This window comes from Pseudoxanthomonas sp. 68-E7, from assembly GCF_057773145.1.
Map to the genome: position 1 here is coordinate 892,674 of NZ_JBYMTI010000001.1, position 24,865 is coordinate 917,538.

Consider the following 24,865-nt stretch of genomic DNA (forward strand, 5'->3'; position numbering starts at 1 on the left):
TCACGCGGCGGCGCCTGTGGGGCGCGCCGGGACGTTTTTCACGGGGGAAACCGGGATTTCCGGCTTCCTGCATTGCATAAGGATAAGCCATTGAACGCCATCACCGTTTCCGCCGACGACAGTCTGGCCCGGCTCGACACCCTGGCCGAGTTGTCGCAGCGCCTGCTGGCGGCCGCGCGCGCGCGCGGGGCCAGCCAGGCCGAGGTCAGCTGCAGCGAGGAGCGCGGGTTGAACGTCAACGTGCGCCTGGGCGAGGTCGAGACGGTCGAATCGACCCGCGACCGCGGCATCGGCGTGACCGTCTACTTCGGCCGGCGCAAGGGCAGCGCCAGTACCGCCGATCTGCGCGAGGAAAGCCTGGAAGCCACGGTCGAGCAGGCCTGCGCCATCGCCCGCTACACCGAGGACGACGAGGCGGCCGGCCTGGCCGACCCGGATCGGATGGCGACCGGCTTTCCGGATTTCGACCTCTGGCATCCCTGGCCGGTCCAGGCCGACGAGGCCCTGGATTTGGCCCTGGCCTGCGAAAACGCCGGGCGCGAGGCCGATCGCCGCATCGGCAACTCCGATGGCGCTTCGGTGGGCAGTTCGGAGAGCCTTTCGGTGTACGCGAATTCGCACGGATTCGTCGGGCGCGAGCGCAGCACCCAGCACACCTTGGGCTGCGCGCTGATCGCCGGCGAAGGCGATGGCATGCAGCGCGATGGCTGGTATACGACGGCGCTGGATGCGTCCGCGCTGGAAGCGGCGCAGGCGGTGGGCCGGCGCGCGGCCGAACGCACGGTGGCGCGATTGCAGCCGCGCACCGTCGCCACCGGCGAGTATCCGGTGCTGTTCGCCGCGGAAGTCGCACGCTCGCTGATAGGCCACCTGCTCGGCGCGGTGTCCGGCTCGGCGCTGTACCGGCGCGCGAGCTTCCTGCTGGACCACGCGGGCCAGCGCATCTTTCCCGAGTGGTTTTCCATCGAGGAGCGCCCCTTCCTGCGCCATGGCTGGCGTTCGGCCGCCTTCGATGCCGAGGGCGTCGCCACCCGCGAAACCCCGCTGGTGCGCGCGGGCGTGCTGGAGCGCTACCTGCTGGGCAGCTACTCGGCGCGCAAGCTGGGCCTGCGCAGCACCGGCAACGCCGGTGGCGTGCACAACCTGGACGTCTCGGCCAACGCGGGCGGTTTCGACGAACTCGTGCGCGGGATGGGCCGTGGCCTGGTCATCACCGAACTGATGGGGCAGGGCGTCAATCCGGTGACCGGCGACTACTCGCGTGGCGCCGCTGGTTTCTGGGTGGAGCAGGGCGAGATCACCCATCCTGTGGACGGCATCACGATTGCGGGCCATCTCAAGCAGATGTTCGCGGGCATCGAAGCGGTCGGCAGCGACGTGGATCCACGCTCGCACGTGGCCTGCGGGTCCATCCTGCTGGGCCGCATGACCGTTGCCGGCGCCGACTGACGTGTCTTGACAGGGATCGCCCGGGCCCCGAAAGTGGCGCCCGGGGTTGTTCCATACCACCAAACTCAACAAGGAATGGGGATACACGCATGAGCGAGTTCGAGAACGTCACCACACCGCCGCCGCCGCCGGTCTCCGGCGCACCCAGTGCGGAAGAAAGGCAGTGGGCGCTGTTCGCCCATCTTTCCGCGCTGGTGGGCGGCATCGTCACCTCCGGCTGGGCCGGCAGCCTGGGCTGCTTCATCGGCCCGCTGATCATCTGGCTGGTGAAGAAAGACACCATGCCGTTCGTCAATGATCAGGGCAAGGAAGCGCTGAACTTCAACATCACCGTGGGCATCATCTTCCTGGTGCTGTTCCTGCTGACCATCGTGACGCTGGGTATCGGCGCGCTGCTCACCCTGCCGCTGATGGTAATCGTCGGCCTCGCCTGGCTGGTGTTCACCATCATCGCCGCGATCAAGGCCAACAACGGCGAAGCCTATCGCTATCCGCTGACGCTGCGGTTGATCAAGTAAGCGAAGTTGGCGAGTCGAAGAAAAAGGCCCGGTCTGACCGGGCCTTTTTCATTGCGGCGCCGCCCGTTCGGTCACCGCGGCTCAATGATTGCGGCGGACCGCCAGTTCGCCGAGCGCGCGCAGGGAACGGGCTGTCTCGCCGAAGGGCGACAGCGCATCGCGCATCGCCGCGTCGAGTTCGCCCAGGCGCGTCTTGGCGCCGTCCATGCCGAGCAGGGCCGGATAGGTCGATTTGGCCTGTGCGGCATCCTTGCCGGCGGTCTTGCCGAGCTGTTCGGAGCTGCCTTCCACGTCCAGGATGTCGTCGCGGATCTGGAAAGCCAGGCCCAGCGACGAGGCAAATCCATCCAGGCGCTCCAGCATGTCCGGGCTGGCGCGACCGGCGAGGGCGCCGAGCCGCACCGATGCGCGGATCAGCGCGCCGGTCTTCCAGGCATGCATGCGCGCCAGTTCGTCCAGGCCCTGTTGGCGTCCGGTGGCATCGATATCGAGCGCCTGCCCGCCGCACATGCCGGCGACGCCGGAAGCGCTGGCCAGCGCCTGTATCCAGGCCAGGCGGATGTCGGCATCGGCGGAAGCCTGCGCCAGTACCTCGAACGCGCGCGTCTGCAGGGCATCGCCGGCGAGGATGGCGGTCGCCTCGTCGAAGGCCACATGCACCGTCGGACGCCCGCGACGCAGGTCGTCGTCGTCCATGGCGGGCAGATCGTCGTGGACCAGTGAATAGGCATGGATCAGCTCGACCGCCGCGGCGGGTGCGTCGAGCAGTTCCTCCGGCGCGCCTGACACGGCACCGGCGGCGTAGACCAGCAACGGACGCATCCGCTTGCCGCCGCCCAGCACGGCGTGGCGCATGGCCGCATGCAGCCGTCCGGGCGCCTGGTCCGGGGACGGCAGGGCCTGGTCGAGGGTGGCTTCGGCGCGGGCGGCCCAGGCCGCGAAACGGACCTCAGTTGCCATCGGGCAGGGGCGCGAAGGGCTCGGCGCTGTCCGGATTGGCGGGGTCGCTGAGCAGGCGCACCCGCAACTCGGCCTGCTCCAGCGCGGCCTGGCACTGGCGGTACAGGCCGACGCCGCGCTCATAGGCGGCCAGCGAGTCCTCCAGGCTGAGCTCGCCGTGTTCCATGCGGTCGACCAGGCGCTCGAGTTCTTCCAGCGACTGTTCGAAGTTCGCCACCGGGGACGCGTCGGGGGTGTTTTTCTTGACCATGCGCGAAAGTGTGCGGAGCCGCCGCGGGAAGGTCAACGCGTGGCGTTCAGGCGCCCGTGCGTTCCCAGCGCAGGGTGGCGCCGTTCGCCCTCAGCCAGTCGTCCAGGCGCGCGCCCAGCAGCAGGTCGCCGGCGGCCAGCAGTTCGCCGTCGGCATCCCGGAGCAGGGGCAACAGGCGGCGTTCCCAGGGCGGAATCCCCTCGGCCTGGAGCAGCTTCTTGAGGACATGGCTATGCGCGCGGCCCGGCAGGCGCAGGCGCTCGCCGCCGTGGCGCGCGCCGACCCGCAGCGGCGTCGGCCAGGCGGCGCCTTCCAGGATCAGCGTGTCGCCGGTCGGCAGCCGCAACGGGAAGCGCGTATCCCATTTGGTTTCCCAATCGGCGGACAGGGGCGCCCGCGCGCGTTCGGCATGCAGCAGGTCGCGCCAGCGGCGGACGACTGCATCCTGCCAGGCGAACTCCGCTTCGCCATCCGCCGCGGCGGTCAACAGATCCTGTCCGATCCGGCGTACGCCTTCAGCCGGAAGTGGGGGCAAACCGCATTCCTCCAGCCAGCGGCGCAACACGCGCGCCCGGCGCGCGGGTGGAAGCGCGAGCAGGGCGGTGGCCGACAGCGCCGCCGGATCCAGCGTGCGCGTCATCGCCAGTGCGTCCGCGTCTTCCTGTTCGAGCAGGCTGGCGCTTTCGCCCGCCAGCGCGGCGCTGCGGGCGAGTGCGGCCGAGGCGTGTGGCCAGTGCTGTTCCAGCAGCGGCATGACGTGCTGGCGCAGGAAATTGCGCGCATGCGCGGTGTGCAGGTTGCTGGGATCCTCGATCCAGTCCAGACCGTGATGCCGGGCATGCGCTTCCAGGGTGGCGCGCGGGATGTCCAGCAGCGGACGCCAGTGCCAGCCTTCGGCGAAAGCGCGCCAATCCCGCATCGCCGCGAGCCCATCCACGCCCGAGGCGCGCAGTGCGCGCAGCAGGAAGGTTTCCGCCTGATCCTGCAGGTGGTGCGCGGTCACCAGCACTTCGCCCGGTCTGATGATCCCGGCGAAGGCGGCATAGCGCGCGTGGCGCGCGGCCGCTTCCAGACCCTGCCCGCGAGGAGGAGAAACCTTGACGCGCGCCACTTCCAGGGGAATTTCCCAGGCGTCGCAGACCTGCCGGCAGTGCGCGGCCCAGTCGTCGGCCGCGGCCTGCAGGCCGTGGTGCACATGAACCGCGCGCAGGCCGGCGCCATTGAACGCGGGATCGTGCCGCAGACGATGCAGCAGCACGGTCGAATCCAGGCCGCCGCTGAATCCGATCAGGAGCGACGGCGCGTCGGCGGGCAGGGGCGGCAGGGCGAACATGCCGCCAGTCTAGCGGTCGCGTCGGCGCCGGGCGCGCCGCCCGCGCGCTATCGCAGCTTGTTCAGGATGACGATGATGGCGGCCAGCCAGCAGACGCTGACGAACAGCCCCAGAACCCAGTTCTGGTTGACGCCGCTCCGGTGCCAGCGCAGGCGGTTATAGAGCAGGCCGACAATCATCGGCAGGACGAACAGGAAGAGCGGTACGAGCCACCATGGATGCAGCAGGTCCATCGCGATTCCCCGGTGAGCCGGCCACTGCCGGCAACGGAATCCTAGCGCGGGTGGCCGGGGTGCGCCTGCGTCGGAATGTCGCGGCTGGCCCGGCCGGTGGACGTCGCCGAGGAGCCATCAATCGGTGGGAGGAGGGCGCCTCGTGAGGTGGCACTGGTTGGTCAAGGATGCATCCACAACAGCAGCGCGCACGCCACTGAAATCAGGACAAGCAGCCCGATGAGCAGGGACCAGGCACGCGGGCTGCGCGCCTGGCCCAGGAAGTCGAACAGATGGCCTAGAACCTGGGCCACGAAGTCAGACATGTCCGAGGCCTCTCACATGCCCATGGAAGCCAGGTGCAGCGCGCTCCTCCAGTTGCGGGCGCATGGTATTCGACCCGAATTGGCGCATGTCATCTCCAGTGAGCGTTGAACGAGATGACTGGATAACCCATCTTGCGGGATGGGGAGTGACACACCTTGTCGCGTCGAGGAAGATCTCTTGCCGAAAAATCGTTGCGGGCGCGACGATTGCCTGGCGAAGTTCCGTCGAACCCCGGACGGTGGCGATTCGGGTTTCATCGAAGGCCGGAACGCACCCGCGGCGGAACGTCGCCGGCAGATCAGGACGAGGAAAGACTCGCCAACTCGCTGCGCGCCAATGCGATCCACTCACGTTGATCGCGCTGGTAGTACTTCGGCAGCGCGTCGGAGCGGGTCAGGATCTCCTGGAACACGGTCCGGGCCTGGGCCAGGTTCCCCTGGCGCTTGAGCAGCAGGCCGTAGCGCGCCCGCGCCTCCTCGCCGGGATAGCCCTGGACCACCGCTTCGTATTCGTGAAGGGCGGCCGCCGGATCACCGAGGTCCTCGACCGCGCGCGCGTACAGCAGATGCCCGTCGGTAGAACGGAAACCGGGATTGGCGGCGATCAGCGCATCCAGCGTTTCGCGGGTCTCGCGCGCCTTGCCCTGTCCGTACTGGGCCCTGGCGAGGCCTAGCATCAGATCCGGATCCGTGCGGTACAGGCCCATGAGTGCATTGGCGAACAGATCCTCGGCGTGCGCGAAATCCGCGCTGCGCAGGCATTCTTCCGCGAGTTGGCGGCGGGTCTCGGGCGTATCCGACAGGCCCAGCTTGCGATCCGCCTTGCGCTTCTCATGCTCGGGATCGATGCGCGAGCGGACGCTGCGCGCGGCACGGCGGGCAGACGGATTGTGGCGCAGGTCCGGCAGCACTTCGGCGATGAAGTAGACCAGCACCGCGATGTAGGAGAACAGCAGCAGGATGAAGACCCAGTACAGCGGTCGCCCGGTGCGCACGACGTGCACGCAGCAGGCGATCTGGAGGAGCAGCGACAGGATGATGATGGGGCTCATGCGGCGATGTGATGGATTGGAACTGGAATGAGGGCGGCGGCGGGCAGGGACGGGCTGTTGCAGGCAACGGGACGCAGGCGTTCGCGTGCCCGCGCCAGTGTGGCATCCGTGTCCGCGATGCCAAGGCGCGCGGACAGGAGACGAAAGCGCTGGTTGAAACGGGCCGGCCGGCAGAGCGGGTCGTAGTAGGAGGGACTTCGCGCCAGCGTGAGCAGGGCCAGTGATTCCTCCGGGCGCAGCGCCTCCGGTGGGAGGTCGTACCAGGCTTCGGCGGCGGCGGTCAGGCCACGCGCGTCGGGGCCGAAATACCCTTCGTTCAGCACGGTGGCGATCTGCTCGTCGACCGACCATGCGCGGCTGACGTATATCGCCGCGGCGAGGTCGGCGGCGCCCCGCCGCAGGCCACCGACGTGGCGTCCCGAACGCTGCAGCAGAATCCGGCCCGCATGAGTGGGAAGCTGCAGATCATTCGACGCCGGGGAGCGCCCGCGAAAAAGATACCGCCATACCGTCAGCGGATTCAGGCGGACGCCGTCCGCGCTCCGGATGCCTTCGCTGGCGAAGTACTGGGCCCGCAGCAGCGGTGACGGGATTTGATGGCTCGGTTCGCGGTTCGCCGGAAGCGCCCCGGCGCCCCACAGATATAACCCGACGCACAGCAGGACGTAGCCGAGCACCGGCGCCAGCAGCAGGGCAGACATCCATTTCTGCCAGTTCGTCATGCTGCTATCAGGCGGCCTCGTAGGCCCCGTAGCCGCGCAGGCGTTCATAACGTCGCTGCAGGAGCTGCTCGGCCGGAATCTGCTCCAGCGCGTCGAGCTCGTTGAGCAGGACCGCCTTCAGGCGGGTCGCCATCTGGCGCGGATTGCGGTGGGCGCCGCCAATCGGTTCGCGCACCACCTTGTCGACCAGTCCCAGCGAATGCAGGCGTTTGGCGGTGAGGCCGAGCTGTTCGGCGGCGTCCTTGGCCTTGTCGGCCGACTTCCACAGGATCGAGGCGCAGCCTTCCGGGGTAATCACCGAATAGGTGCTGTATTCCAGCATCAGGGTGCGATCGCCCACGCCGATGGCGAGCGCGCCGCCGGAGCCGCCTTCGCCGATCACGGTGCAGATCACCGGCACCTTCAGTTCCGACATTTCCAGCAGGTTGCGGGCGATCGCCTCGGACTGGCCGCGTTCCTCGGCGTCGATGCCCGGCCAGGCACCGGCGGTGTCGATGAAGGTCAGCACCGGCAGGCGGAAGCGCTCGGCCAGCTTCATCAGGCGCAACGCCTTGCGGTAACCCTCGGGCTTGGGCATGCCGAAGTTGCGCTTGATCTTTTCCTTTGTATCGCGGCCTTTCTGATGACCGATGATGACCAGCGAGCGGCCATTGATGCGGGCCAGCCCGCCCACGATCGCCTTGTCGTCGGCGAAGGCGCGATCGCCGGCCAGTTCCTGGAACTCGTCGCAGATCACGCGCACGTAATCCAGGGTGTAGGGGCGGGCCGGATGACGGGCCAGCTGGGAGACCTGCCATGGGGTCAGGTCGCGGAAGATCTGGGCGGTGCGGACGCGCAGCTTGTCCTGCAGGGCATGGACTTCGGCATCGACATTCACCGCCGGTCCAGCGCTGGCGTTGCGCAGCTCCTGGATCTTGGCTTCCAGATCGGCGATGGGTTGTTCGAAATCGAGGTAGTTCGGATTCATCAAGCGGGCCATGGGCCGGAAAGAGGGGAGTTTATCCCAGCCGGGGGCTCCATACCGAGCCGTGCTGAGGGCGCCGGGATGGGGGCGGGCGGGGCGTCAGTGGGTCCAGGGGCGGCCGACGGCCAGCTTGACCGCGCGCACGCCGGGCGTGGCCCGCAGGGCGTCGACCAGCTCGGTGTCGACCCGGACCGACAGGCTGCCATTGACGTCGAGCATGCCGGCAGTGGCCGATTGGCCGGACGGCAGGACCAGATCCAGGCGCAGCGGGGTGTTGCCGGGGCGGTGGCGGGCGAGCAGGGCGTCCACCCGCGACCACAGGCCAGGCTGGCGCAGATCCAGGCGCAACGACAGGCGTTGCGCCTGCTGCGCGCACAGCTGCGAGTAATCCCAGCACTGGCGGATGCGCAGGCTGAAGCCGCCGTTGAACTCGTCCTCGCGCAGGCCGCCCTTCATGATCAGGATGCGATCACGGGTGAGCAGCGGCCCGAATTCGGCCATGGCGTCGGAGAAGGCGCTGCACTCGATGCGGCCGCGTCCGTCTTCCAGTTGCACGAACACCTGGCTGTCGCCCTTGCGGCGTACGCCGACCACCTGGCCGGCGATCAGCGCGCTGACTTCCGGGCGCCAGCCCTTCTTCTCGCCCGGTGACTGGTTGCTCCAGAGCTTTTCCAGATCACCCAGGTCGCTGCCGACCAGGGCGCGCAGATCCTCGCGATAGGGATCCATCGGATGCCCGCTGAGGTAATGCCCCAGGGTTTCGCGCTCACCGCTCAGCAGCTGGCCGAGCGGCCATTCGTCGACCTCGGTCAACACCACTTCCAGCGCGGGCGTGGCATCGCCGCCGCCGAACAGCGAACTCTGCCCCGCCGCGCGTTCCTTGGCGAGCTGATCGGTGGCCTTGAGCACCTCCGGCAGCTGCAGCATCAGTGAGGCGCGGTTGCGGCCCAGCGCGTCGAGCGCGCCGGCGTTGACCATCGCTTCCAGCGCGCGCCGGTTGAGCTTGGAGGAGTCGACCCGCTTGCAGAAATCCAGCAGGTCCCGGAACGGGCCGCCCTGGCGGCGTTCGGCGACGATGGTTTCGCACAGGCCCTGGCCGACACCCTTGATCGCGCCGATGCCGTAGCGGATGGTGCGCGGGTCGGTCGCCTCGAACATGTAGTCCGAGTGGTTGATCTCCGGCGGCAACACTTCCAGATCCAAGCCGCGCGCCTCGTCCAGGAAGCCGACCACCTTGTCGGTGTTGTCCATGTCCGAGGACAGCACCGCGGCCATGAACTCGGCCGGATAGTGGCACTTCAGCCAGGCGGTCTGGTACGACACCAGTGCGTAGGCCGCGGCGTGCGACTTGTTGAAGCCGTAGCCGGCGAACTTCTCCATCAGGTCGAAGATTTCGTCGGCCTTCTTCTCGTCGACGCCGCCCTTGCTGGCGCCTTCGCGGAAGATCTCGCGGTGCTTGGCCATTTCCGCCGGCACCTTCTTGCCCATCGCGCGACGCAGCAGGTCGGCGCCACCGAGCGAGTAGGCGCCGACGATCTGCGCCATCTGCATCACCTGCTCCTGGTACACCATGATGCCGTAGGTGTCCTTCAGGATGGCTTCGGTGCGCGGATCGGGATATTCCACTTCCTCGCGCCCGTGCTTGCGGTCGACGAAGCTGGGAATCAGGTCCATCGGGCCGGGGCGGTACAGCGACACCAGCGCGATCAGATCCTCGAAGCGGTCGGGTTTGGCGTCCTTCAGCAGCCGGCGCATGCCGGAGGATTCGAACTGGAACACCGCGCCGGTGTTGCCGGAAGCGAAGACCTGGCGATAGGTGGCGGCGTCGTCCAGTGGAATCGTCGCGATGTCGATCGGCGGCACGCCCGCGCGCTCGTGGCGGCGATTGATCGCCTTGACCGCCCAGTCGATGATGGTGAGCGTGCGCAGGCCCAGGAAGTCGAACTTCACCAGGCCGACTTCCTCGACGTCGTTCTTGTCGAACTGGGTGACCGGGTTCCGGCCCCGCATGCCCTCGTCGTGTTCGGCGAACAGCGGGCAGAAGTCCGACAGCGGCGACGGCGCGATGACCACGCCGCCGGCGTGCTTGCCGGCATTGCGGGTCAGGTCTTCCAGCTGTCGCGCCAGGTCGATGAGATCGCGGACGTCGTCCTCGCTGTTGTAGCGCTCGATCAGTTCCTGCGAGGACATCTCGCTGTTGCCTTCGCCCATCGCATCCTTCAGGCTCACGCCGAGGATGTTGGGAATCAGCTTGGCGACGCCGTCGACCAGACCGTAGGGAAAGCCGAGCACGCGGCCGGCGTCGCGCACCACCGCCTTCGCCGCCATGGTGCCGTAGGTGATGATCTGGCTGACCCGGTCGCGGCCGTACTTGCGCGCGACGTAGTCGATCACCTCGTCGCGCCGATCCATGCAGAAGTCGATGTCGAAGTCGGGCATCGACACGCGTTCCGGATTGAGGAATCGCTCGAACAGCAGGTTGTAGGGCAGCGGATCCAGATCGGTGATCTTCAGCGCCCACGCCACCAGCGAGCCGGCGCCCGAACCACGGCCCGGGCCAATCGGGATGCCTTGGTTCTTGCCCCACTGGATGAAGTCGCCGACGATCAGGAAGTAGCCGGGGAAACCCATCTTGATGATGGTGTCCAGCTCGAATTCCAGACGTTCGAAGTAATCCTCGCGGGACTTGCCCGGGGCGAGCGGGTTCTTCTCCAGCCGTTCTTCCAGGCCGGCCCGGGCCTGGCTGCGGATCCAGCTGTCCAGGGTCTCGTTTTCCGGCACCGGATAGGCAGGCAGGAAGTAGGTGCCCAGCCGCATCTCGATATTGCAGCGCTGCGCCAGCGCCAGCGTGTTGTCGATGGCGTCCGGCACGTCGGCGAACAGCGCGGCCATCTCCTCGGCCGACTTCATGTACTGCTCGGCGCTGTATTCGCGCGGCCGCTTGGGATCGTCCAGCACGCGGCCGGAGGCGATGCACACGCGTGCCTCGTGCGCGTCGAAATCGTCCGGCGACAGGAAGCGCACGTCGTTGCTGGCGATGACCGGCAGGCCGCGCTTGGCCGAGGCGTGCAGCGCGAAGGCGTTGAACGCCTCCTCGCCCTCGCGCTGGGTGCGGGTGAGCTCCAGGTGCAGGTCTTCGCCGAAGCTGCGCTGCCACTCGGCCAGATGCTGTTCGGCCAGTTCGTGCCGCCCGCTGAGCGCGAGCCGGCCGGCATGGCTTTGCCGCCCCATCAGCGCGAACAGACCCTCGCGGTCTTCATGCAGCCACTGCGGATCGATGGCGACGCCGTCGGTGCGGTGGCCTTCCATCCACGCCCGGGTGAGCAGGCGGGACAGCGACAGGTAGCCTTCGCGATCCCGGCACAGCAGGGTCACCGGCCATGGGGTCTCGTTGCCTTCGGCCACCAGCACGTCGGCGCCGGCGATCGGCTTGATGCCGACGCTTTCGGCGGCCTTGTAGAACTTGACCAGGGCGAACAGGTTGTTGCGGTCGGTGACCGCCAGCGCCGGCATGCGCAGTTCCACCGCGCGGCTGAGCAGGTTGGCCTGCTTGGCTTTCTTGGGGTCGGCCTGATCCGGTTTCTCGGGCACGCGGATGATCGAATCCGCCATCGAGAACTCGGTGTGCAGGTGGAGATGAACGAAGCGGGAGGACATGCCGGCTCGGAAGACTGTCCGGGCAGGTTACCGGCGGGGTGGGGGAGGGGCAAGGCTTGACATCGCCGCCGGGGCCGACCGGCGAGCCGCCGATCGGCGGGAAGTCCAGGCGGGGCGGGCGCCGGCAGGCCGGCGGCGCCGTTCAATGGATCCGGAACACTTCGGAGGGCGACGGCGTGTAGCTGGCCTCGCGGACGTGGCGCTGGTGCTCGCGCAGCGCCGATTCCTGGTCGCGGGCATGCTCCCAGTCATGGCGGTCGAACGGGAAGCCGCCGACCGGCGCATGCCGCAGGCTGGACTCCAGCGCGCGCAGGCGCAGGAAGTCGCCGTAGGCTTCGAGTTCGCGCGCCAGGCCGGGCCAGGACACGTCCATTGACAGCGGCATCCCGGCATCGCCGGTGCCGAGGACCCGATCGAGCACCGCGGCCAGGCCATGCCGGATCGCGGGCTCGCAGGCCCAACTGGCATCTTCCAGCAGCGCGGCCATCCGTTGCGCGCAGCCGGCGTCCACCGGTGGCGCATCCGGACAAAGCGCGCGCACGAGCGCCACCAGGCGCTCATGGTGGGTGTCGACGTTGCCGGTGTTCGAGGGGGAGGGCGGGCCGCGCGCTGGCGGCCCGGAATCCGGAGCGGGGTTGTGTCGGTGCAGGTTCATGGCAGTTCTCGCGAGACCGTCGGGGGCCGGTGCGCATCACCGTGATCCTTGGACAGCGGTGTTGCTCCTTGAGGAGATGCGAGGACAGCGTGCAGGGTCGCGCTGCGGGTTTCGACTGCGGAAAGTCGGCGTGACCAAGGACAGGGCCACCTGTTCATCCGACCGGCGGCGATCCGGCGCGGGAACTCCGCGCTCAGCGCATGCCGTGCGCTTCCAGTGCGATCCGCACCGGCGCGAAGCTGCGGCGATGCTGCGGGCAGGGACCGTGGCGGGCCAGTGCGGACAAGTGTTCGGGCGTGGAATAACCCTTGTGGTTGGCGAAGCCGTACTGCGGGAACTCCGTGTGCAGTTCGACCATCGCCCGATCCCGGGTGACCTTGGCGAGAATCGAAGCCGCCATGATCGCCGCATCCAGGCGGTCTCCACCCACCAGCGCCTCGGCGGGGCAGCACAGGCGCGCCGGAATGCGGTTGCCGTCGATGCGCACCAGCTCGGCCTTGGGCTGCAGCGCCTTCACCGCGCGCCGCATGCCTTCCATCGTGGCCTGCAGGATGTTGAGCTGGTCGATTTCCTCGCGATGGACGAATTCGACGCGCCAGGCCAGCGCGCGTTCGATGATCAGCGGGTAGAGCGTCTCGCGCTGCGCTTCCGTCAATTGCTTGGAATCGTTGAGGCCGTCGATGGGCCGATCCGGATCCAGGATCACCGCGGCCACCGAAACCGGTCCGGCCAGTGGGCCGCGGCCGGCCTCGTCCACGCCGGCGATCAGGCGGAACACGGGCGCGGGAAACAGCGAATCGACCGGCAGCATGGCGTGATCCTAGCCGACCGCGCGCCGCGGCGTGGACGACCCAAGCAGTTCCACCACCGCATCGGCCGCGCGCGCGGAGGCATCCTGGCGCAACTGCTCGTGCAGTTGCAGATACTTCGGCTGCAAGGCGGCGACGTCCCGCGGCGCACGGAACCAGTGCAGCACCGCGTCAGCCAGCTTTTCGGGCGTGCAGTCTTCCTGCATCAGTTCCGGTGCGAGATCCTCGCCCGCCAGCACGTTGGGCAGCGCATAGCGCTGCACCTTCAGCAGGCCGAGGGCCTTGACGATGCGGTAGGTCATCGGCGCGACCTTGTAGCCGACCACCATCGGCCGCTTCGCCAGCATGGTCTCCAGGGTCGCGGTGCCGGACGCCAGCAGCACCACGTCGGCGGCGTAAAGCGCGGTGCGCGCATGGCCATCCAGCAGGCGCAGGTCGGGTACCGACAGGCGCGGATCGGCCAGCAGGCTTTCCAGCAGCGCGCGGCAGGCTTCACTGGCGGCGGGGACGCAGACCCGCAAGCCCGGTACCTCCGCGACGAGCCGGCGTGCGGCTTCCAGGAACGGCGGCGCGAGCCGCTGGATCTCGCCCAGCCGGCTGCCTGGCAGCAAGGCAAGCACCGGTCCCTCCACGGGCAGATCCAGCGCCCGCCGGGCGGCGGCGCGATCCGGTTGCAGCGGCATGTCGTCGGCCATCGGATGGCCGACGAAGCGCGCGTCGATGCCGTGGCGGGCGTAGATGGGCGGTTCCATCGGAAACAGGCACAGCACCCGATCGGCGCTGGCCCCAATCTTCTGCGCGCGCTTCTCGCGCCAGGCCCAGACCGACGGGCTGACATAGTGCACGGTGCGGATGCCGCGCTGCTTGAGCCAGCGCTCCACGCCGAGATTGAAGTCAGGCGCGTCGATGCCGATGAACACGTCCGGTTGCCAAGCCAGCACGCGCTCGCGAAACGCTCGCCGCAGGCTCAGCAGGCGGGGCAGGTGGCGCAGAACCTCTGACAGTCCCATGACCGCCAGTTCGCCGGCATCGAACCAGGTCTGGCAGCCTTCCCCGCGCATGGCGTCGCCACCGATGCCGGCGAATTCGGCTTCCGGGCAGCGTTCGCGCAGCGCCGCGATGAGGCCGGCGCCGAGCCCGTCGCCGGACGCCTCGCCTGCCACCAGCGCGATGCGCGGACGCCGTGCCGGCGCGTTCATCTCAGCAGCGGCCGCTCGCCGCGCTCGATGAAATCGAGCAGGGCGCGCACGTCTTCGCTGGACTGGGCCTGCTCGGCCAGCTGCTGCTTGGCTTCGGCCAGCGGCAGGCCGGCGACGTACAGGGTGCGGTAGGCGCGCTTGATCGCGCTGATGCGCTCGGCGTCGAAGCCGCGTCGCTTCAGTCCTTCGCTGTTGATGCCGCGCGGACGGCCGAGCGAATCGCTGCCGACCATCGTGTATGGCGGCACGTCGCCATTGACCAGCGCGCCCATGCCGATGAAGGCATGCGCACCGATGCGGCAGAACTGATGGGCGCCGGAGAAGCCGCTCATGATGACCCAATCCTCGACCGTGACGTGCCCGGCCAGGGTCGAGTTGTTGGAAAACACGCAGTGGTTGTGGATCACGCAGTCGTGGGCGACGTGCGTGTAGGCCAGCAACAGGTTGTCGTCGCCGATGCGGGTGATGCCGCCGCCGCTGCCGGTGCCGCGGTTGAGGGTGACGAACTCGCGGATGATGTTGCGATCGCCGATGACCAGCTCGGTACGTTCGCCGGCGAACTTCTTGTCCTGCGGATCACCACCGGCGGCGACATGTCCCACCAGGTGGTTGTCGCGACCGATCCGGGTCGGGCCGGTGACGCTGCAGTGCGGGCCGATGACCGTGCCGTCGCCGATTTCGACATCGGCACCTATCAGGCTGAACGGACCGATGCGCACGTTCGCGCCCAGCCGCGCCGCGGGGTCGACCACCGCGCTGGGATGGATGCCGGTGCTCATGCCGGGGTCTCGGCGCACAGTACCTCGGCGCTGGCGACCTCGTTGCCGGCGACCTTGGCCACGCAGGTGTACAGGGTCATGTTGCGGATCACACGCTTGATTTCCACATGCAGTTCCAGCACGTCGCCCGGTACCACCATCCGCGAGAAGCGCACGTTGTCGACCTTGACCAGGTAGAACAGGCGATCACTGCCGCACAGGCCGCGCGAAATCTGGGTCAGCACGCCGCCGGCCTGGGCCAGGGCCTCGATCACCAGCACCCCGGGCATCACCGGATGGCCGGGGAAGTGGCCCTGGAAGAACGGCTCGTTGATGGTCACGTTCTTGATGCCGACGATGCGCTTGTGCGCTTCGAACTCCACCACCTTGTCCACCAGCAGGAACGGATAGCGGTGCGGCAACAGCTTCTGGATGGCGACGACGTCGATGGGCAGCTTTACTTCGGGTTCGGTCATGTTCATTCCTTGTCCGCAGCCAGCACGCGGCGTGCCAGTGCGTCGAGTTGCTTGAAACGGGCGGCGTTCTTGCGCCAGGTCCGGTTGTCGGTGAGGGGAGTTCCGGACGAATACTCGCCGGGCTCATGGATGGAACTGGTCACCAGCGACATCGCGGTAATGACCACGCGATCGCAGATCTCCAGATGGCCGAGGACGCCGGCGGCGCCGCCGATCAGGCAGTAGCGGCCGATCTTCGCGCTGCCGGCCGCGGCGCTGCAGCCGGCCATCGCGGTATGCGCGCCGATGCGGACGTTGTGGCCGATCTGGATCTGGTTGTCGAGGCGGACATCCTCTTCCAGCACGGTGTCGTCGAGTGCTCCGCGATCGATGGTGGTGTTGGCGCCAATCTCGCAATCGTCGCCGACCACCACGCCGCCCAGTTGCGGTACCTTGATCCAGTGGCCGGCATCCATCGCCAGGCCGAAGCCGTCGGCGCCCAGTACCGCCCCGGGGTGGATGAGCACGCGCTCGCCCAGGCGGACGCGGGTGACCAGGGTGACCCGCGCGATCAGCTCGCTGCCGGCGCCGACCACGCAGTCCTCGCCGATCACGCAGTGCGGGCCGATGATGCAACCATCGCCAATCTCGGCGCGTGCGCCGATGCTCACGAACGGGCCGATGTGCGCGCCCGGTGACACCCGGGCAGTGGGGTCGACCACCGCGCTGGAGTGGATCCCCGGGGCGTGGACCGGGCGTTGTTCGAACAGCGCCGCGATCCTGGCGAAGGCGGTGTAAGGGTCACGGGCTATCAGCGCGGTGCCCGGCGCGGCCTCGGCATCGGCCTCGCGCAGGACCACGATGCCGGCGGTGGATTCCGCCAGCTGGGAGCGATAGCGCGAATTGGCCAGGAAGGCGAGCTGGCTGCGGCCTGCCCGGGCCAGGGTGGCGACGCCGTCGACGGCGACGGCACCGTCGCCGTGCAGGCCCAGCGAGAAGCGCTCGGCGAGCGCGGCGGCGGTAAAGGGGGACACGGTCATGGGGCGCAATTGTAGCGCCTCGCCCCGCCTCACCGCCGGGCCGGCAGGGCGCGGGAAACCGGGGCTACACCATACGGGGGGCGATGGTGCAGCCCGTCAATCCATCGGTTGGCGATCAGAAACCGCCGCCGAAGGTGAACTGCAGGCGTTCGATCTCGTCGCCGTCCTTCTTCTTGAGCGGGAAGGCATAGCTGATCGAGATCGGACCCACCGGCGCGCGCCACAACAGCGCCACGCCCGCGGATGCACGCAGTTCACCGGCATCGAAGTTGTCGTAGCCGTCGAACACGTTGCCGAAATCGAAGAACGCCGAGATGCGCGCCGCGTTGGAGTCGAACAGGCGCGGGAAGTACATTTCCAGCGAACCCACCGTCTTCAACGAGCCGCCCAGCGGCTGGCCGCGCCAATAGCCCTGGGTGACCTCGGAACGAGGGCCAAGCGTGTTGTCGCTGAAGCCGCGCACCGAGCGCACGCCGCCGGCGTAGAAGTTCTCGAAGAACGGCAGGCCGGTGGCGGTAAGGGTGCGATCCAGCACCGAGCCGGGCGCGCAGGCGCCCGTGCTGTCCACGGCTGCCGCCGGGTTGGCCTGGCCGGGAATGGCCGGATCGGTCGGAAGCATGCGGCAGACATTGCGCGAGCTGTCGCTGCCCCAACTGTCGCCGTAGCCGAAGTCGAAGCGGGTATTCAGCACCAGTGACGGCGTGAGCGGCCAGTACTTGGAGAACTCGTAGTTGAGCTTGTAGTACTCGACGGTCGAGCCGGGCAGGGTGATTTCGGCCGACACACGCTGGTAGGTACCGGCGGTGGGCATGAAGTAGTCGTTGCGGGTATCGCGCGCCCAGCCGATTTCGGTGCGCCAGGCGTGGAAGGTACGCTGGCCGATCGCGTTGATGTAGTCGACGATCTGCGCGGGGGTATAGAGGTTGTAGTTGATCTGGTTGCGATCGATGCCGAACAGCAGCGACACGCTGTCCGTTTCGGTCAGCGGCAGCCCCAGTACGGCCTGCGCGGCGGCGCTGGTGGTCGAGTACTGGGCGGCGTTGAAGTCGGAATAGTCGTACTCGCGCCACCACAGGTTGTAGCCGAGCGACATGCCCTCGTCGGTGAAGAATGGATTCAGGAACGAGAACGAATAGCGTTGCAGGTAGTCGCTGCGCTGCGCCTCGACCGATACCCGGTTGCCGCTGCCGAGGAAGTTGTTCTGCGAAAGTTGGATCGAGGTGGTCATGCCGGACAGCTGCGAATAGCCGAGGCCGAACACGAAGCTGCCCGAGGTGGTTTCCTTGACCGTGTAGACCACGTCGACCTGGTCGTTGGTGCCGGGGACGGCGGGGGTCTCGACGTCGACCGTCTCGAAGTAGCCCAGGCGCTGCAGGCGGATCTTGGAACGATCGATCGCCGCCTGCGAGTACCAGGAGCCCTCGAACTGGCGCATTTCGCGGCGCATGACTTCGTCGGAGGTGCGCGCATTGCCCTTGAAGACGATGCGGCGGACATTCACGCGCGGACCCGGAACGACCTGGAAGTTGAGCGAGACGGTGCGCTTCTCGCGGTCCACCGACGGAATCGGATTGACCTGGGCGAAGGCGTAGCCGATGTTGCTGAGGGTGGCGGTGATGCTGTCGGAGGTGATTTCCAGCAACCGGCGCGAGAAGATCTGGCCGGGCTTGACGATCACCATGCGCTCTACGTTCTCCTGCGGCAGCACGGTGTCGCCGGTGACCTTCACCTCGGAAACCTTGTACTGCTCGCCTTCGGTGATGCCGGCGGTGATGAACATGTCGCGCTTGTCGGGGCTGATCGACACCTGGGTGGAGTCGATGCTGAAGTCGACGTAGCCGCGATCCAGGTACCAGGAATTGAGCTTCTCCATGTCGCCGGAGAGTTTTTCCTTGGAATACTGGTCGTCACGGCGATACCAGGAGAGCCAGTTGTGTTCCTTGGACTCCCAGGCCTTGAGGATGTCCTCGTTCTGGAACTTCTCGGTGCCAACCAGGTTGACGTGGCGGATCTTGGCCGCCTTGCCTTCCTTGACCGCGATGGCGATGTCGACGCGGTTGCGGTCCAGCGGGCTGACCGTCGGGGTGATCTCGACGTTGTACTTGCCGCGGTTGTTGTACTGCTTGATCAGCTCCTGGGTAACCCGGTCCAGGCTGAGGCGGTCGAAGGTATCGCCTTCGGCCAGGCCGATGTCCTTCAGGCCGGTCATCAGCTGTTCGGTCTTGATGTCCTTGTTGCCGGTGACCGTCAGCTTGTTGATGGCGGGCCTTTCGACCACCGTGACCACCAGGATGTTGTCCTGGCGATCCAGCCGCACGTCCTGGAAGAAACCGGTCTTGTACAGCGCGCGGATGGCGTCGCCGACACGCGACGGGGACACCGTGTCGCCGCGCTCGATGGGCAGATAGGTCAGGACCGTACCGGCGGAAATGCGCTGCAGGCCGTCGATGCGGATGTCGCTGGCGGTGAAGCTGCCCGCTTCGGCCTCGGCCGGCGCGACGATGGGAGGCAGGGCCGTCTGCGCCCAGGCAGGGGCGGTGAGGGCCGAGGCCAGGGCCAGGGCGAGCAGGCGGCGGGTGGGCTGTCGCGTCATCATCACATCCGATAGGTGGCGGACCTGCATGGCAGGCGTTTGCCGGGAAAAGTCATGCTGGGGGCTGGCGGGCTTTGAGCAGACCGGCACAAAAAAGTTCAAAAGCATCAAGTCACCAGACGGAGGATGTCGTTGTAGAACGCAAGCCCCATCAGGCCCGCCAGCAAAGCCAGGCCGACATATTGCCCGGCAGCCATGCTGCGTTCGCTCAACGGACTGCCCTTGACCAACTCAATAAGGTAATACAGCAGGTGTCCGCCGTCCAAGACGGGGATGGGCAGCAGGTTGAGAATGGCCAGGCTCAGCGAGACCAGCGCCAGGAAGTACAGGAACCAGGCCGCGCCGCGCTTGGCCGTGCTGTTGGCGACCCGCGCGATGGTGATGGGGCCGGAGACGTTCTTGACCGAGGCATGCCCGGTCAGCATGCGCCGGATCATGCCCAGCGAGTCCGCGGTCATCTTGCCGGTCTCGCGCAGCGCGGCCGGGAGGGCGGCGAGCGGGCCGAACTGCTGGAGGGCGTCGTATTCGGCCGGTGGCAGCGACTTGGGTGGTTCCACGCCCAGGGCCCAGACCGTCTCGCCGGTCTCCGGATTCTTGAGTTGGCGGGGCTGCAGCTCGAAGGCGTGCCGCTCGCCGCTGCGGTCGACCTCGATCATGGCCGCGCCGCCACGCTGGCCCAGTTGGCTGATCAGCGGGGGGAGGTCCGCGAACTGGCGGACCGGCTGGCCGTCGACCGCGGTGATGGTGTCGCCCGGGAGGAGCACGCCGTCGGCGGCGCTGCCCGGGGCGGTCTTGCCCACGGCCGCTGGCAGCAGCAGGTGGCGCCAGGAGAGCCCGGCCGCCCCGCCCACGTTTTCCTGGTTGAAGCCGACCGGCAACCGGGACAGGGCCAGGGTCTTTTGCTGTTCGTTGCCGTTGGCGTCGACGATCTGCAGGCGCGCGTCGCGGCCGTCCATCGCCGCCATGGTCAGGGTCTGCAGGGCCTCCATCCAGGTATTGATGGCGCGGCCGTCGACGGCCTCGATGCGGTCGCCACCATGCAGTCCCGCCGCGGCGGCGATGCCGGTGGTCGGGCCCAGGGTCGCGGAATAGTCCGGGCGGCCGATGACGAACATCGCCCAGAGCAGGGCCACACACAGCACCAGGTTGGCGATCGGGCCGGCAGCCACGATGGCGATCCGCTGCAGGACTGGCTTGCGATTGAATGCCCGTGGCTGCTCGGCGACCGGAACGTCGGCTTCGGCCTCGTCCAGCATCTTGACGTAGCCGCCCAGCGGGATGGCGGCGATCGCGAACTCGGTGCCGTGGCGATCCCGGCGCGACCACAGCGGACGGCCGAAGCCGACCGAGAAGCGCAACACCTTGACCCCGCAGCGGCGGGCGACCCAGTAGTGGCCGAATTCATGGAAGGTGACCAGCACGCCGATGGCGACGATCATCCACAGCAGGGAGCCCAGCACCTCGCTCATCGGAACCGCTCACAGGTTGTGAAAGGGTGCTCAAGCACGGGCGGTGCGACCTGCGATGGTGGTTTCGGTGATCCGTCGGGCCCGCGCATCGGCTTCCAGCAGCACTTCCAGCGAATCCGCCGGCGCCGCGGGCAGCGCGGCGAGGGCTTCCTCGACCAGCGCGGGAATGGATAGGAAACGGATTTTGCCCTGAAGAAAGGCTGAAACGGCCACTTCGTTGGCCGCGTTCAGGATGGCCGGCGCGGTACCCCCCGCGTCCAGCGCCTCGCAGGCCAGCCGCAGGCAGGGGAAGGCATGCGTATCCGGGGCTTCGAAGTCCAGTCGTCCCTGCGCCAGCAGGTCCAGTCCGGCCACCCCGGAATCGATCCGGTCCGGCCAGCCCAGCCCGACCGCCAGCGCGGTCCGCATGTCCGGCAGGCCCAACTGCGCGAGCGTCGAGCCATCCACGAATTCCACCAGCGAATGCACCAGGCTCTGCGGGTGCACCAGCACGCCCAACCGGTCCCCGGAAAGGCCGAACAGGTGGTGGGCCTCGATCAGCTCCAGGCCCTTGTTCATCAGTGTCGCCGAATCGACCGAGATCTTCGGCCCCATCGACCACTTCGGGTGCGCGACGGCCTGCTCGGGCGTGACGTCTTCCAGCTCGGTCCGGTGCCGGCCCCGGAACGGGCCGCCGGAAGCGGTGAGCACGATGCGGCGGACGTCGTCCTTAGCCTGGCGTGAACGCAGGCACTGGAAGATGGCGTTGTGCTCGCTGTCGATGGGAATGATGTCCGCACCTGCGGCATCGGCGGCCCGCGTCATCAATTCGCCGGCCAGCACCAAGGACTCCTTGTTGGCCAGCAGCAGGCGCTTGCCGGCGCGGGCGGCGGCCAGGGTCGAAGACAGCCCGGCGGCGCCGACGATGGCGGCCACGACCGTATCGCACGCATCGCCGGATGCCAGGCCGTCCAGCGCGGCCATGCCGGCATGGGCCTCGGTCTCCAGGCCGCGTTGGCGCAGGCCGTCGCGCAGGGCGGTGAAGCGATCTTCGCGGGCGATGACGGCGTGCCGGGGACGATGCCGCTGGCACAGGTCCAGCAATGCTTCGACCTGGCTGCCGGCGGCCAGCACGCTGGCCTGCAGGCGCCGGGGATGGCGCGCGATCACATCCAGCGCCGAGGCACCGATGGAACCGGTGGCACCGAACACGGCCACCCGCTGGGGCATGCTGCCGGAGGTCATGGTCAGAACCCGAACAATTCCTTGCCCAAGGCGAAGATCGGCAGCGCGGCCAGCACGCCGTCCACGCGGTCGAGCACGCCGCCGTGGCCAGGGATGACGTCGCCGGAATCCTTCGCGCCCACGTGGCGCTTGAGCAGGCTTTCAAACAGGTCGCCGACCACCGAGAACAGCACGGTCGCCACCGCCACGATCAGCACATAGGGCAATTCGACCAGGCCGGCGCCGGCGAAGAACGTTCCGCCCAGCGCGACCAGCAGGCCCGCAACCACGCCACCGAACACGCCTTCGATGGTCTTGTTCGGGCTGATCCGCGGGGCGAGCTTGCGGCTGCCGAACAGGCGTCCGCCGAAATGGCGGCCGGCGAAGTACGCCCCGCTGTCGGCCGCCCAGACGATCGCCAGGGCCACGAACAGCCAGCGATGGCCGTAGGGCTGGCCGGCATGGATGAGGCAGAGCGCGCACCAGGCCGGCACGATCGCCAGGGTGCCCGCCGCCAGCTTGAAGCCGCGCGCCCAGGTTTCATGGTCGGAGGCGAAATTGAAGAATCGCAGCCACAACAGGGCCAGCACCCACCAGAACACCCCCAGCAGCGATACCAGCCGCAAGGGCACCAGGTCTGGTGAGCCGGCCGAGGCCCAGACCAGCAGCACCATGAGCAGCAGGTTGGCGACCAGCAGCAGGGTGCGCGGCAGGGTGTCGTCGATTTCGGCCAGCTTGAACCATTCCCACAGGCCGACCAGGAACACCAGCGCGGCCAGCGCGGCCAGCCACGGGGTGGGCAGCAGGAGGATGGCCGCGATGGCGATCGGCGCCATCGTCAATGCCGCGATCACGCGGACCTTGGTGCCGCCGGACTGGGTCATGCGGAAGTACTCTCCGTCGCGTCTTGCGCGAGCTGGGCGCTGGTCAGGCCGAAGCGGCGTTCGCGGCCGGCATAGTCGTCGAGCGCGCGTTGCAGGGTCGCCGCGTCCATGTCCGGCCACAGCAGTTCGGTGAACCACAGTTCGGTATAGGCCAGCTGCCACAGCAGGAAGTTGCTGATCCGGTGATCGCCGCCGGTGCGGATGAACAGATCCGGCGGCGGCAGATCGGGCAGGGCGACGCACCGGCCCATCGCCGCCTCGTCGATGTCCTCGGGCCGCAGCCGGCCCTCGGCAACCTCGACGGCCAGCGTGCGCGCGGCCTGGGCGATGTCCTGGCGTCCGCCATAGCTGGCGGCGATGACCAGGCTCAGCCCGGTGTTGCCGCGGGTCTGCGCCTCGGCCGCTTCCATGCGCTGGCGGATCGCCGGCGAGAAGCGCTCGCGCTCACCGATGAAGCGCACCCGCACGCCACGCCGGTCGAGTTCGTCGACTTCGCGATCCAGCGCGTTGAGGAACAGCTTCATCAGCGCGCCGACTTCTTCCTCCGGCCGGCCCCAGTTCTCGCTGGAGAAGGCGAACAGGGTCAGCGCCTCGATGCCGCGCTCCAGGCAGAAATCGATGCACACATTGACCGCGCGCGCGCCGGCGCGATGGCCGATCACGCGCGGGCGCTTGCGGCGCTCGGCCCAGCGCCCGTTGCCGTCCATGATGACGGCCAGATGGCGTGGAATTCCGGGTCTGACGGGTGACATGGCAGTCCTCAGACCGCCATCAGTTCCTGTTCCTTGGCCTTGACCACGTCGTCGACGTCCTTGATCGACTTGTCGGTCAGCTTCTGGATCTCCTCTTCCGCGCGGCGCTCTTCGTCCTCGGTGATCTGCTTTTCCTTCAGCAGATCCTTGACCTGCTGGTTGGCGTCACGGCGGATGTTGCGGATGGCGACCTTGGTGTCCTCGCCTTCGCCGTGCACGACCTTGGACAGTTCGCGGCGGCGCTCCTCGGTCAGGGCGGGCAGGTTGAGGCGGATGGTGGTGCCGGCGGTGTTCGGGGTCAGGCCCAGGTCGGAGGCCAGGATGGCCTTCTCGACGGCGCCGACGATCTGCTTTTCCCACGGAGTGATGGTGAGCGAGCGCGCATCGGACACGGCGACGGTGGCGACCTGGCTCAGCGGCACGTCGGAACCGTAGTAGTTGACCTTCAGGTGTTCGACCAGGGCGGTCGAGGCCCGGCCGGTGCGGACCTTGACGAGGGTGTGACGCAAGGCTTCGATGCTCTTGGTCATGCGCGCCTGCGCGTCTTTCTTGATGTCGTTGAGCATCACGGGTCCCGTGGAAATCCTTAAACGCCCGATTATAGGCGTTCCAGGCTCCTTTGCGGACTCCGCGCCGCCGCCGCCGGGGGCGGCTCAGTGGGAATGGTGCGGCGCCGCATCGTGCAGATCGTGGCCGCACTGGCTGCCGCGCTCGATCTGCAAGGTCGCGTGGTTGATCCCGAACCGTTCGTCCAGCGCATGCAGGGTGCTGTCGATGAAGGCGTCGTGGTCCTCGTTCTCCGCCCGTACCAGGTGCGCGGTCAGGGCGATTTCGCCGGCGCCCAGCGGCCAGATATGCAGGTGGTGGAGCGCCTGCACGCCGGGCAGGCCAGCCAGGAAAGCCTGGACCTCGGCCTGGTCGATGCTGGTGGGGACCGCGTCCATGGCGGCATTGAAGCTGTCCCGCAGCAGGCCGAAGGTGCCGATCGCGATCACCACGCCGATCAGCAGCGCGGTTGCCGGATCCAGCCAGGCCCAGCCGAAGGCGAGCATGCCGAGTCCCGCGATCACGGCCGCCAGCGAGACCGCCGCGTCGGCCACCAGGTGCAGGAAGGCGCCACGCTTGTTCAGGTCGTGGGCATGTCCGTCCTTGACCAGCCAGGCGGCGCCCAGGTTGATGGCGATGCCGATGGCGGCGACCACGATCACCGGCGTGGCGGGAATCTGCGGGGGCGCGCTGAAGCGACGGACCGCTTCCCAGCCCAGGGCGCCGGAGAACACCATCAGCAGGATTGAATTGGCCAGTGGCGACAGCAGGGTGGCCCGCCGCCAGCCATAGGTATGGCTGCCGGTGGGCGGGCGTCGCGCCAGCGCGGCGGCGGCCCAGGCCAGGCCCAGCCCGAGCACGTCGCCCAGGTTGTGCAGGGCGTCGGACAGCAGCGCCAGCGAATTGGTGTAGAAGCCGTAGCCCGCCTCAAGTGCGGTGTAGGCCAGGTTGATCAGCGTGACCAGCGCGAAGGTCCGGGTGGCCGAACCGTGCGCGTGGGCGTGCGAGCCGTGTGAATGTCCCATGGCGCAAAGCGTGCCTCGCCTTGGCGGCGGACAC

Annotated in this window: 23 protein-coding genes and 1 pseudogene; 2 read left to right on the plus strand and 22 right to left on the minus strand. The window is 68.0% G+C overall.

Annotated elements, in window-relative coordinates; translation table 11 throughout:
- Positions 1-90: 90 nt before the first annotated feature.
- Both pmbA and AC3DE2_RS04195 read left to right on the plus strand, forming a co-directional pair.
- Entirely contained in the window at positions 91-1,449 is a 1,359-nt protein-coding gene (pmbA, locus tag AC3DE2_RS04190; protein WP_488425166.1) for a metalloprotease PmbA, read from the plus strand.
- Positions 1,450-1,538: 89 nt separating this feature from the next.
- Complete coding sequence (locus AC3DE2_RS04195) at positions 1,539-1,967, plus strand: DUF4870 domain-containing protein (RefSeq protein ID WP_295379341.1); 429 nt, start codon at positions 1,539-1,541, stop codon at positions 1,965-1,967.
- Positions 1,968-2,048: 81 nt separating this feature from the next.
- Here AC3DE2_RS04195 and AC3DE2_RS04200 read toward each other — a convergent pair whose 3' ends face one another.
- The 22 genes and pseudogenes from AC3DE2_RS04200 to AC3DE2_RS04305 form a co-directional block, all read right to left on the minus strand.
- A complete protein-coding gene (locus tag AC3DE2_RS04200; protein WP_488425167.1) occupies positions 2,049-2,927 on the minus strand; it encodes a polyprenyl synthetase family protein in 879 nt (292 codons plus the stop codon).
- Positions 2,917-3,177: an exodeoxyribonuclease VII small subunit gene (locus AC3DE2_RS04205; protein WP_295379336.1), complete on the minus strand. Its 261-nt coding sequence runs from the start codon at positions 3,175-3,177 to the stop codon at positions 2,917-2,919. Before AC3DE2_RS04205 ends, AC3DE2_RS04200 begins: the two co-directional genes overlap by 11 nt.
- 46 nt (positions 3,178-3,223) lie before the next feature.
- The gene (gene tilS / locus AC3DE2_RS04210; protein WP_488425168.1) at positions 3,224-4,510 is read right to left on the minus strand and encodes a tRNA lysidine(34) synthetase TilS; all 1,287 of its coding nucleotides are present in this window, start codon (positions 4,508-4,510) and stop codon (positions 3,224-3,226) included.
- Positions 4,511-4,557: 47 nt separating this feature from the next.
- Positions 4,558-4,743, minus strand: a complete 186-nt coding sequence (locus AC3DE2_RS04215; RefSeq protein ID WP_440470432.1) for a hypothetical protein — start codon at positions 4,741-4,743, stop codon at positions 4,558-4,560.
- A gap of 161 nt (positions 4,744-4,904) precedes the next feature.
- Positions 4,905-5,048: a hypothetical protein gene (locus tag AC3DE2_RS04220; RefSeq protein WP_488425169.1), complete on the minus strand. Its 144-nt coding sequence runs from the start codon at positions 5,046-5,048 to the stop codon at positions 4,905-4,907.
- Positions 5,049-5,347: 299 nt separating this feature from the next.
- Positions 5,348-6,100 carry a tetratricopeptide repeat protein gene (locus tag AC3DE2_RS04225; RefSeq protein WP_488425171.1) on the minus strand — a complete coding sequence of 251 codons (753 nt, stop codon included), beginning with the start codon at positions 6,098-6,100 and terminating at the stop codon, positions 5,348-5,350.
- The gene (locus tag AC3DE2_RS04230) at positions 6,097-6,822 is read right to left on the minus strand and encodes a transglycosylase domain-containing protein (RefSeq protein WP_488425172.1); all 726 of its coding nucleotides are present in this window, start codon (positions 6,820-6,822) and stop codon (positions 6,097-6,099) included. The genes AC3DE2_RS04225 and AC3DE2_RS04230 overlap by 4 nt, the downstream gene beginning before the upstream one ends.
- Before the next feature lie 7 nt (positions 6,823-6,829).
- Positions 6,830-7,789, minus strand: a complete 960-nt coding sequence (locus AC3DE2_RS04235) for an acetyl-CoA carboxylase carboxyltransferase subunit alpha (protein ID WP_488425173.1) — start codon at positions 7,787-7,789, stop codon at positions 6,830-6,832.
- 96 nt (positions 7,790-7,885) lie between these two features.
- Positions 7,886-11,443, minus strand: coding sequence for a DNA polymerase III subunit alpha (gene dnaE, locus AC3DE2_RS04240; RefSeq protein WP_488425174.1), 3,558 nt, complete (start codon positions 11,441-11,443; stop codon positions 7,886-7,888).
- A gap of 142 nt (positions 11,444-11,585) precedes the next feature.
- Positions 11,586-12,098, minus strand: a complete 513-nt coding sequence (locus AC3DE2_RS04245) for a hypothetical protein (RefSeq protein WP_488425175.1) — start codon at positions 12,096-12,098, stop codon at positions 11,586-11,588.
- Positions 12,099-12,291: 193 nt separating this feature from the next.
- Positions 12,292-12,909: a ribonuclease HII gene (gene rnhB, locus AC3DE2_RS04250; protein ID WP_488425177.1), complete on the minus strand. Its 618-nt coding sequence runs from the start codon at positions 12,907-12,909 to the stop codon at positions 12,292-12,294.
- A gap of 9 nt (positions 12,910-12,918) precedes the next feature.
- A pseudogene (gene lpxB, locus AC3DE2_RS04255) lies at positions 12,919-14,100 on the minus strand (lipid-A-disaccharide synthase); the annotation flags it as partial.
- 2 nt (positions 14,101-14,102) lie between these two features.
- A complete protein-coding gene (gene lpxA, locus AC3DE2_RS04260) occupies positions 14,103-14,885 on the minus strand; it encodes an acyl-ACP--UDP-N-acetylglucosamine O-acyltransferase (RefSeq protein WP_488425178.1) in 783 nt (260 codons plus the stop codon).
- Positions 14,882-15,340, minus strand: a complete 459-nt coding sequence (gene fabZ / locus AC3DE2_RS04265) for a 3-hydroxyacyl-ACP dehydratase FabZ (protein ID WP_295383175.1) — start codon at positions 15,338-15,340, stop codon at positions 14,882-14,884. Before fabZ ends, lpxA begins: the two co-directional genes overlap by 4 nt.
- A gap of 2 nt (positions 15,341-15,342) precedes the next feature.
- The gene (lpxD, locus tag AC3DE2_RS04270) at positions 15,343-16,359 is read right to left on the minus strand and encodes a UDP-3-O-(3-hydroxymyristoyl)glucosamine N-acyltransferase (protein WP_488425180.1); all 1,017 of its coding nucleotides are present in this window, start codon (positions 16,357-16,359) and stop codon (positions 15,343-15,345) included.
- A gap of 115 nt (positions 16,360-16,474) precedes the next feature.
- Entirely contained in the window at positions 16,475-18,952 is a 2,478-nt protein-coding gene (gene bamA / locus AC3DE2_RS04275; RefSeq protein ID WP_488425182.1) for an outer membrane protein assembly factor BamA, read from the minus strand.
- Between the two features lie 107 nt (positions 18,953-19,059).
- Entirely contained in the window at positions 19,060-20,421 is a 1,362-nt protein-coding gene (gene rseP / locus AC3DE2_RS04280; protein ID WP_488425183.1) for an RIP metalloprotease RseP, read from the minus strand.
- Between the two features lie 30 nt (positions 20,422-20,451).
- The gene (gene dxr / locus AC3DE2_RS04285) at positions 20,452-21,645 is read right to left on the minus strand and encodes a 1-deoxy-D-xylulose-5-phosphate reductoisomerase (protein WP_488425184.1); all 1,194 of its coding nucleotides are present in this window, start codon (positions 21,643-21,645) and stop codon (positions 20,452-20,454) included.
- A gap of 2 nt (positions 21,646-21,647) precedes the next feature.
- On the minus strand, positions 21,648-22,508 hold the full coding sequence (locus tag AC3DE2_RS04290; protein WP_295382680.1) for a phosphatidate cytidylyltransferase: 861 nt from the start codon (positions 22,506-22,508) through the stop codon (positions 21,648-21,650).
- The gene (gene uppS, locus AC3DE2_RS04295; RefSeq protein ID WP_295382681.1) at positions 22,505-23,260 is read right to left on the minus strand and encodes a polyprenyl diphosphate synthase; all 756 of its coding nucleotides are present in this window, start codon (positions 23,258-23,260) and stop codon (positions 22,505-22,507) included. Before uppS ends, AC3DE2_RS04290 begins: the two co-directional genes overlap by 4 nt.
- Before the next feature lie 8 nt (positions 23,261-23,268).
- Complete coding sequence (gene frr, locus AC3DE2_RS04300; RefSeq protein WP_295382682.1) at positions 23,269-23,826, minus strand: ribosome recycling factor; 558 nt, start codon at positions 23,824-23,826, stop codon at positions 23,269-23,271.
- 87 nt (positions 23,827-23,913) lie between these two features.
- Positions 23,914-24,831, minus strand: coding sequence for a cation diffusion facilitator family transporter (locus AC3DE2_RS04305; RefSeq protein ID WP_295382683.1), 918 nt, complete (start codon positions 24,829-24,831; stop codon positions 23,914-23,916).
- Between the last annotated feature and the right edge of the window lie 34 nt (positions 24,832-24,865).

What these genes read in the sequence shown, in the direction of transcription:
- AC3DE2_RS04195 (WP_295379341.1), top strand. Translation starts at nt 1,539, where the DNA reads ATGAGCGAGTTCGAGAACGTCACCACACCGCCGCCGCCGCCGGTCTCC.
- AC3DE2_RS04200 (WP_488425167.1), bottom strand. Translation starts at nt 2,927, where the DNA reads ATGGCAACTGAGGTCCGTTTCGCGGCCTGGGCCGCCCGCGCCGAAGCC.
- AC3DE2_RS04205 (WP_295379336.1), bottom strand. Translation starts at nt 3,177, where the DNA reads ATGGTCAAGAAAAACACCCCCGACGCGTCCCCGGTGGCGAACTTCGAA.
- tilS (WP_488425168.1), bottom strand. Translation starts at nt 4,510, where the DNA reads ATGTTCGCCCTGCCGCCCCTGCCCGCCGACGCGCCGTCGCTCCTGATC.
- AC3DE2_RS04215 (WP_440470432.1), bottom strand. Translation starts at nt 4,743, where the DNA reads ATGGACCTGCTGCATCCATGGTGGCTCGTACCGCTCTTCCTGTTCGTC.
- AC3DE2_RS04220 (WP_488425169.1), bottom strand. Translation starts at nt 5,048, where the DNA reads ATGTCTGACTTCGTGGCCCAGGTTCTAGGCCATCTGTTCGACTTCCTG.
- AC3DE2_RS04225 (WP_488425171.1), bottom strand. Translation starts at nt 6,100, where the DNA reads ATGAGCCCCATCATCATCCTGTCGCTGCTCCTCCAGATCGCCTGCTGC.
- AC3DE2_RS04230 (WP_488425172.1), bottom strand. Translation starts at nt 6,822, where the DNA reads ATGACGAACTGGCAGAAATGGATGTCTGCCCTGCTGCTGGCGCCGGTG.
- AC3DE2_RS04235 (WP_488425173.1), bottom strand. Translation starts at nt 7,789, where the DNA reads ATGAATCCGAACTACCTCGATTTCGAACAACCCATCGCCGATCTGGAA.
- dnaE (WP_488425174.1), bottom strand. Translation starts at nt 11,443, where the DNA reads ATGTCCTCCCGCTTCGTTCATCTCCACCTGCACACCGAGTTCTCGATG.
- AC3DE2_RS04245 (WP_488425175.1), bottom strand. Translation starts at nt 12,098, where the DNA reads ATGAACCTGCACCGACACAACCCCGCTCCGGATTCCGGGCCGCCAGCG.
- rnhB (WP_488425177.1), bottom strand. Translation starts at nt 12,909, where the DNA reads ATGCTGCCGGTCGATTCGCTGTTTCCCGCGCCCGTGTTCCGCCTGATC.
- lpxA (WP_488425178.1), bottom strand. Translation starts at nt 14,885, where the DNA reads ATGAGCACCGGCATCCATCCCAGCGCGGTGGTCGACCCCGCGGCGCGG.
- fabZ (WP_295383175.1), bottom strand. Translation starts at nt 15,340, where the DNA reads ATGACCGAACCCGAAGTAAAGCTGCCCATCGACGTCGTCGCCATCCAG.
- lpxD (WP_488425180.1), bottom strand. Translation starts at nt 16,359, where the DNA reads ATGACCGTGTCCCCCTTTACCGCCGCCGCGCTCGCCGAGCGCTTCTCG.
- bamA (WP_488425182.1), bottom strand. Translation starts at nt 18,952, where the DNA reads ATGACGCGACAGCCCACCCGCCGCCTGCTCGCCCTGGCCCTGGCCTCG.
- rseP (WP_488425183.1), bottom strand. Translation starts at nt 20,421, where the DNA reads ATGAGCGAGGTGCTGGGCTCCCTGCTGTGGATGATCGTCGCCATCGGC.
- dxr (WP_488425184.1), bottom strand. Translation starts at nt 21,645, where the DNA reads ATGACCTCCGGCAGCATGCCCCAGCGGGTGGCCGTGTTCGGTGCCACC.
- AC3DE2_RS04290 (WP_295382680.1), bottom strand. Translation starts at nt 22,508, where the DNA reads ATGACCCAGTCCGGCGGCACCAAGGTCCGCGTGATCGCGGCATTGACG.
- uppS (WP_295382681.1), bottom strand. Translation starts at nt 23,260, where the DNA reads ATGTCACCCGTCAGACCCGGAATTCCACGCCATCTGGCCGTCATCATG.
- frr (WP_295382682.1), bottom strand. Translation starts at nt 23,826, where the DNA reads ATGCTCAACGACATCAAGAAAGACGCGCAGGCGCGCATGACCAAGAGC.
- AC3DE2_RS04305 (WP_295382683.1), bottom strand. Translation starts at nt 24,831, where the DNA reads ATGGGACATTCACACGGCTCGCACGCCCACGCGCACGGTTCGGCCACC.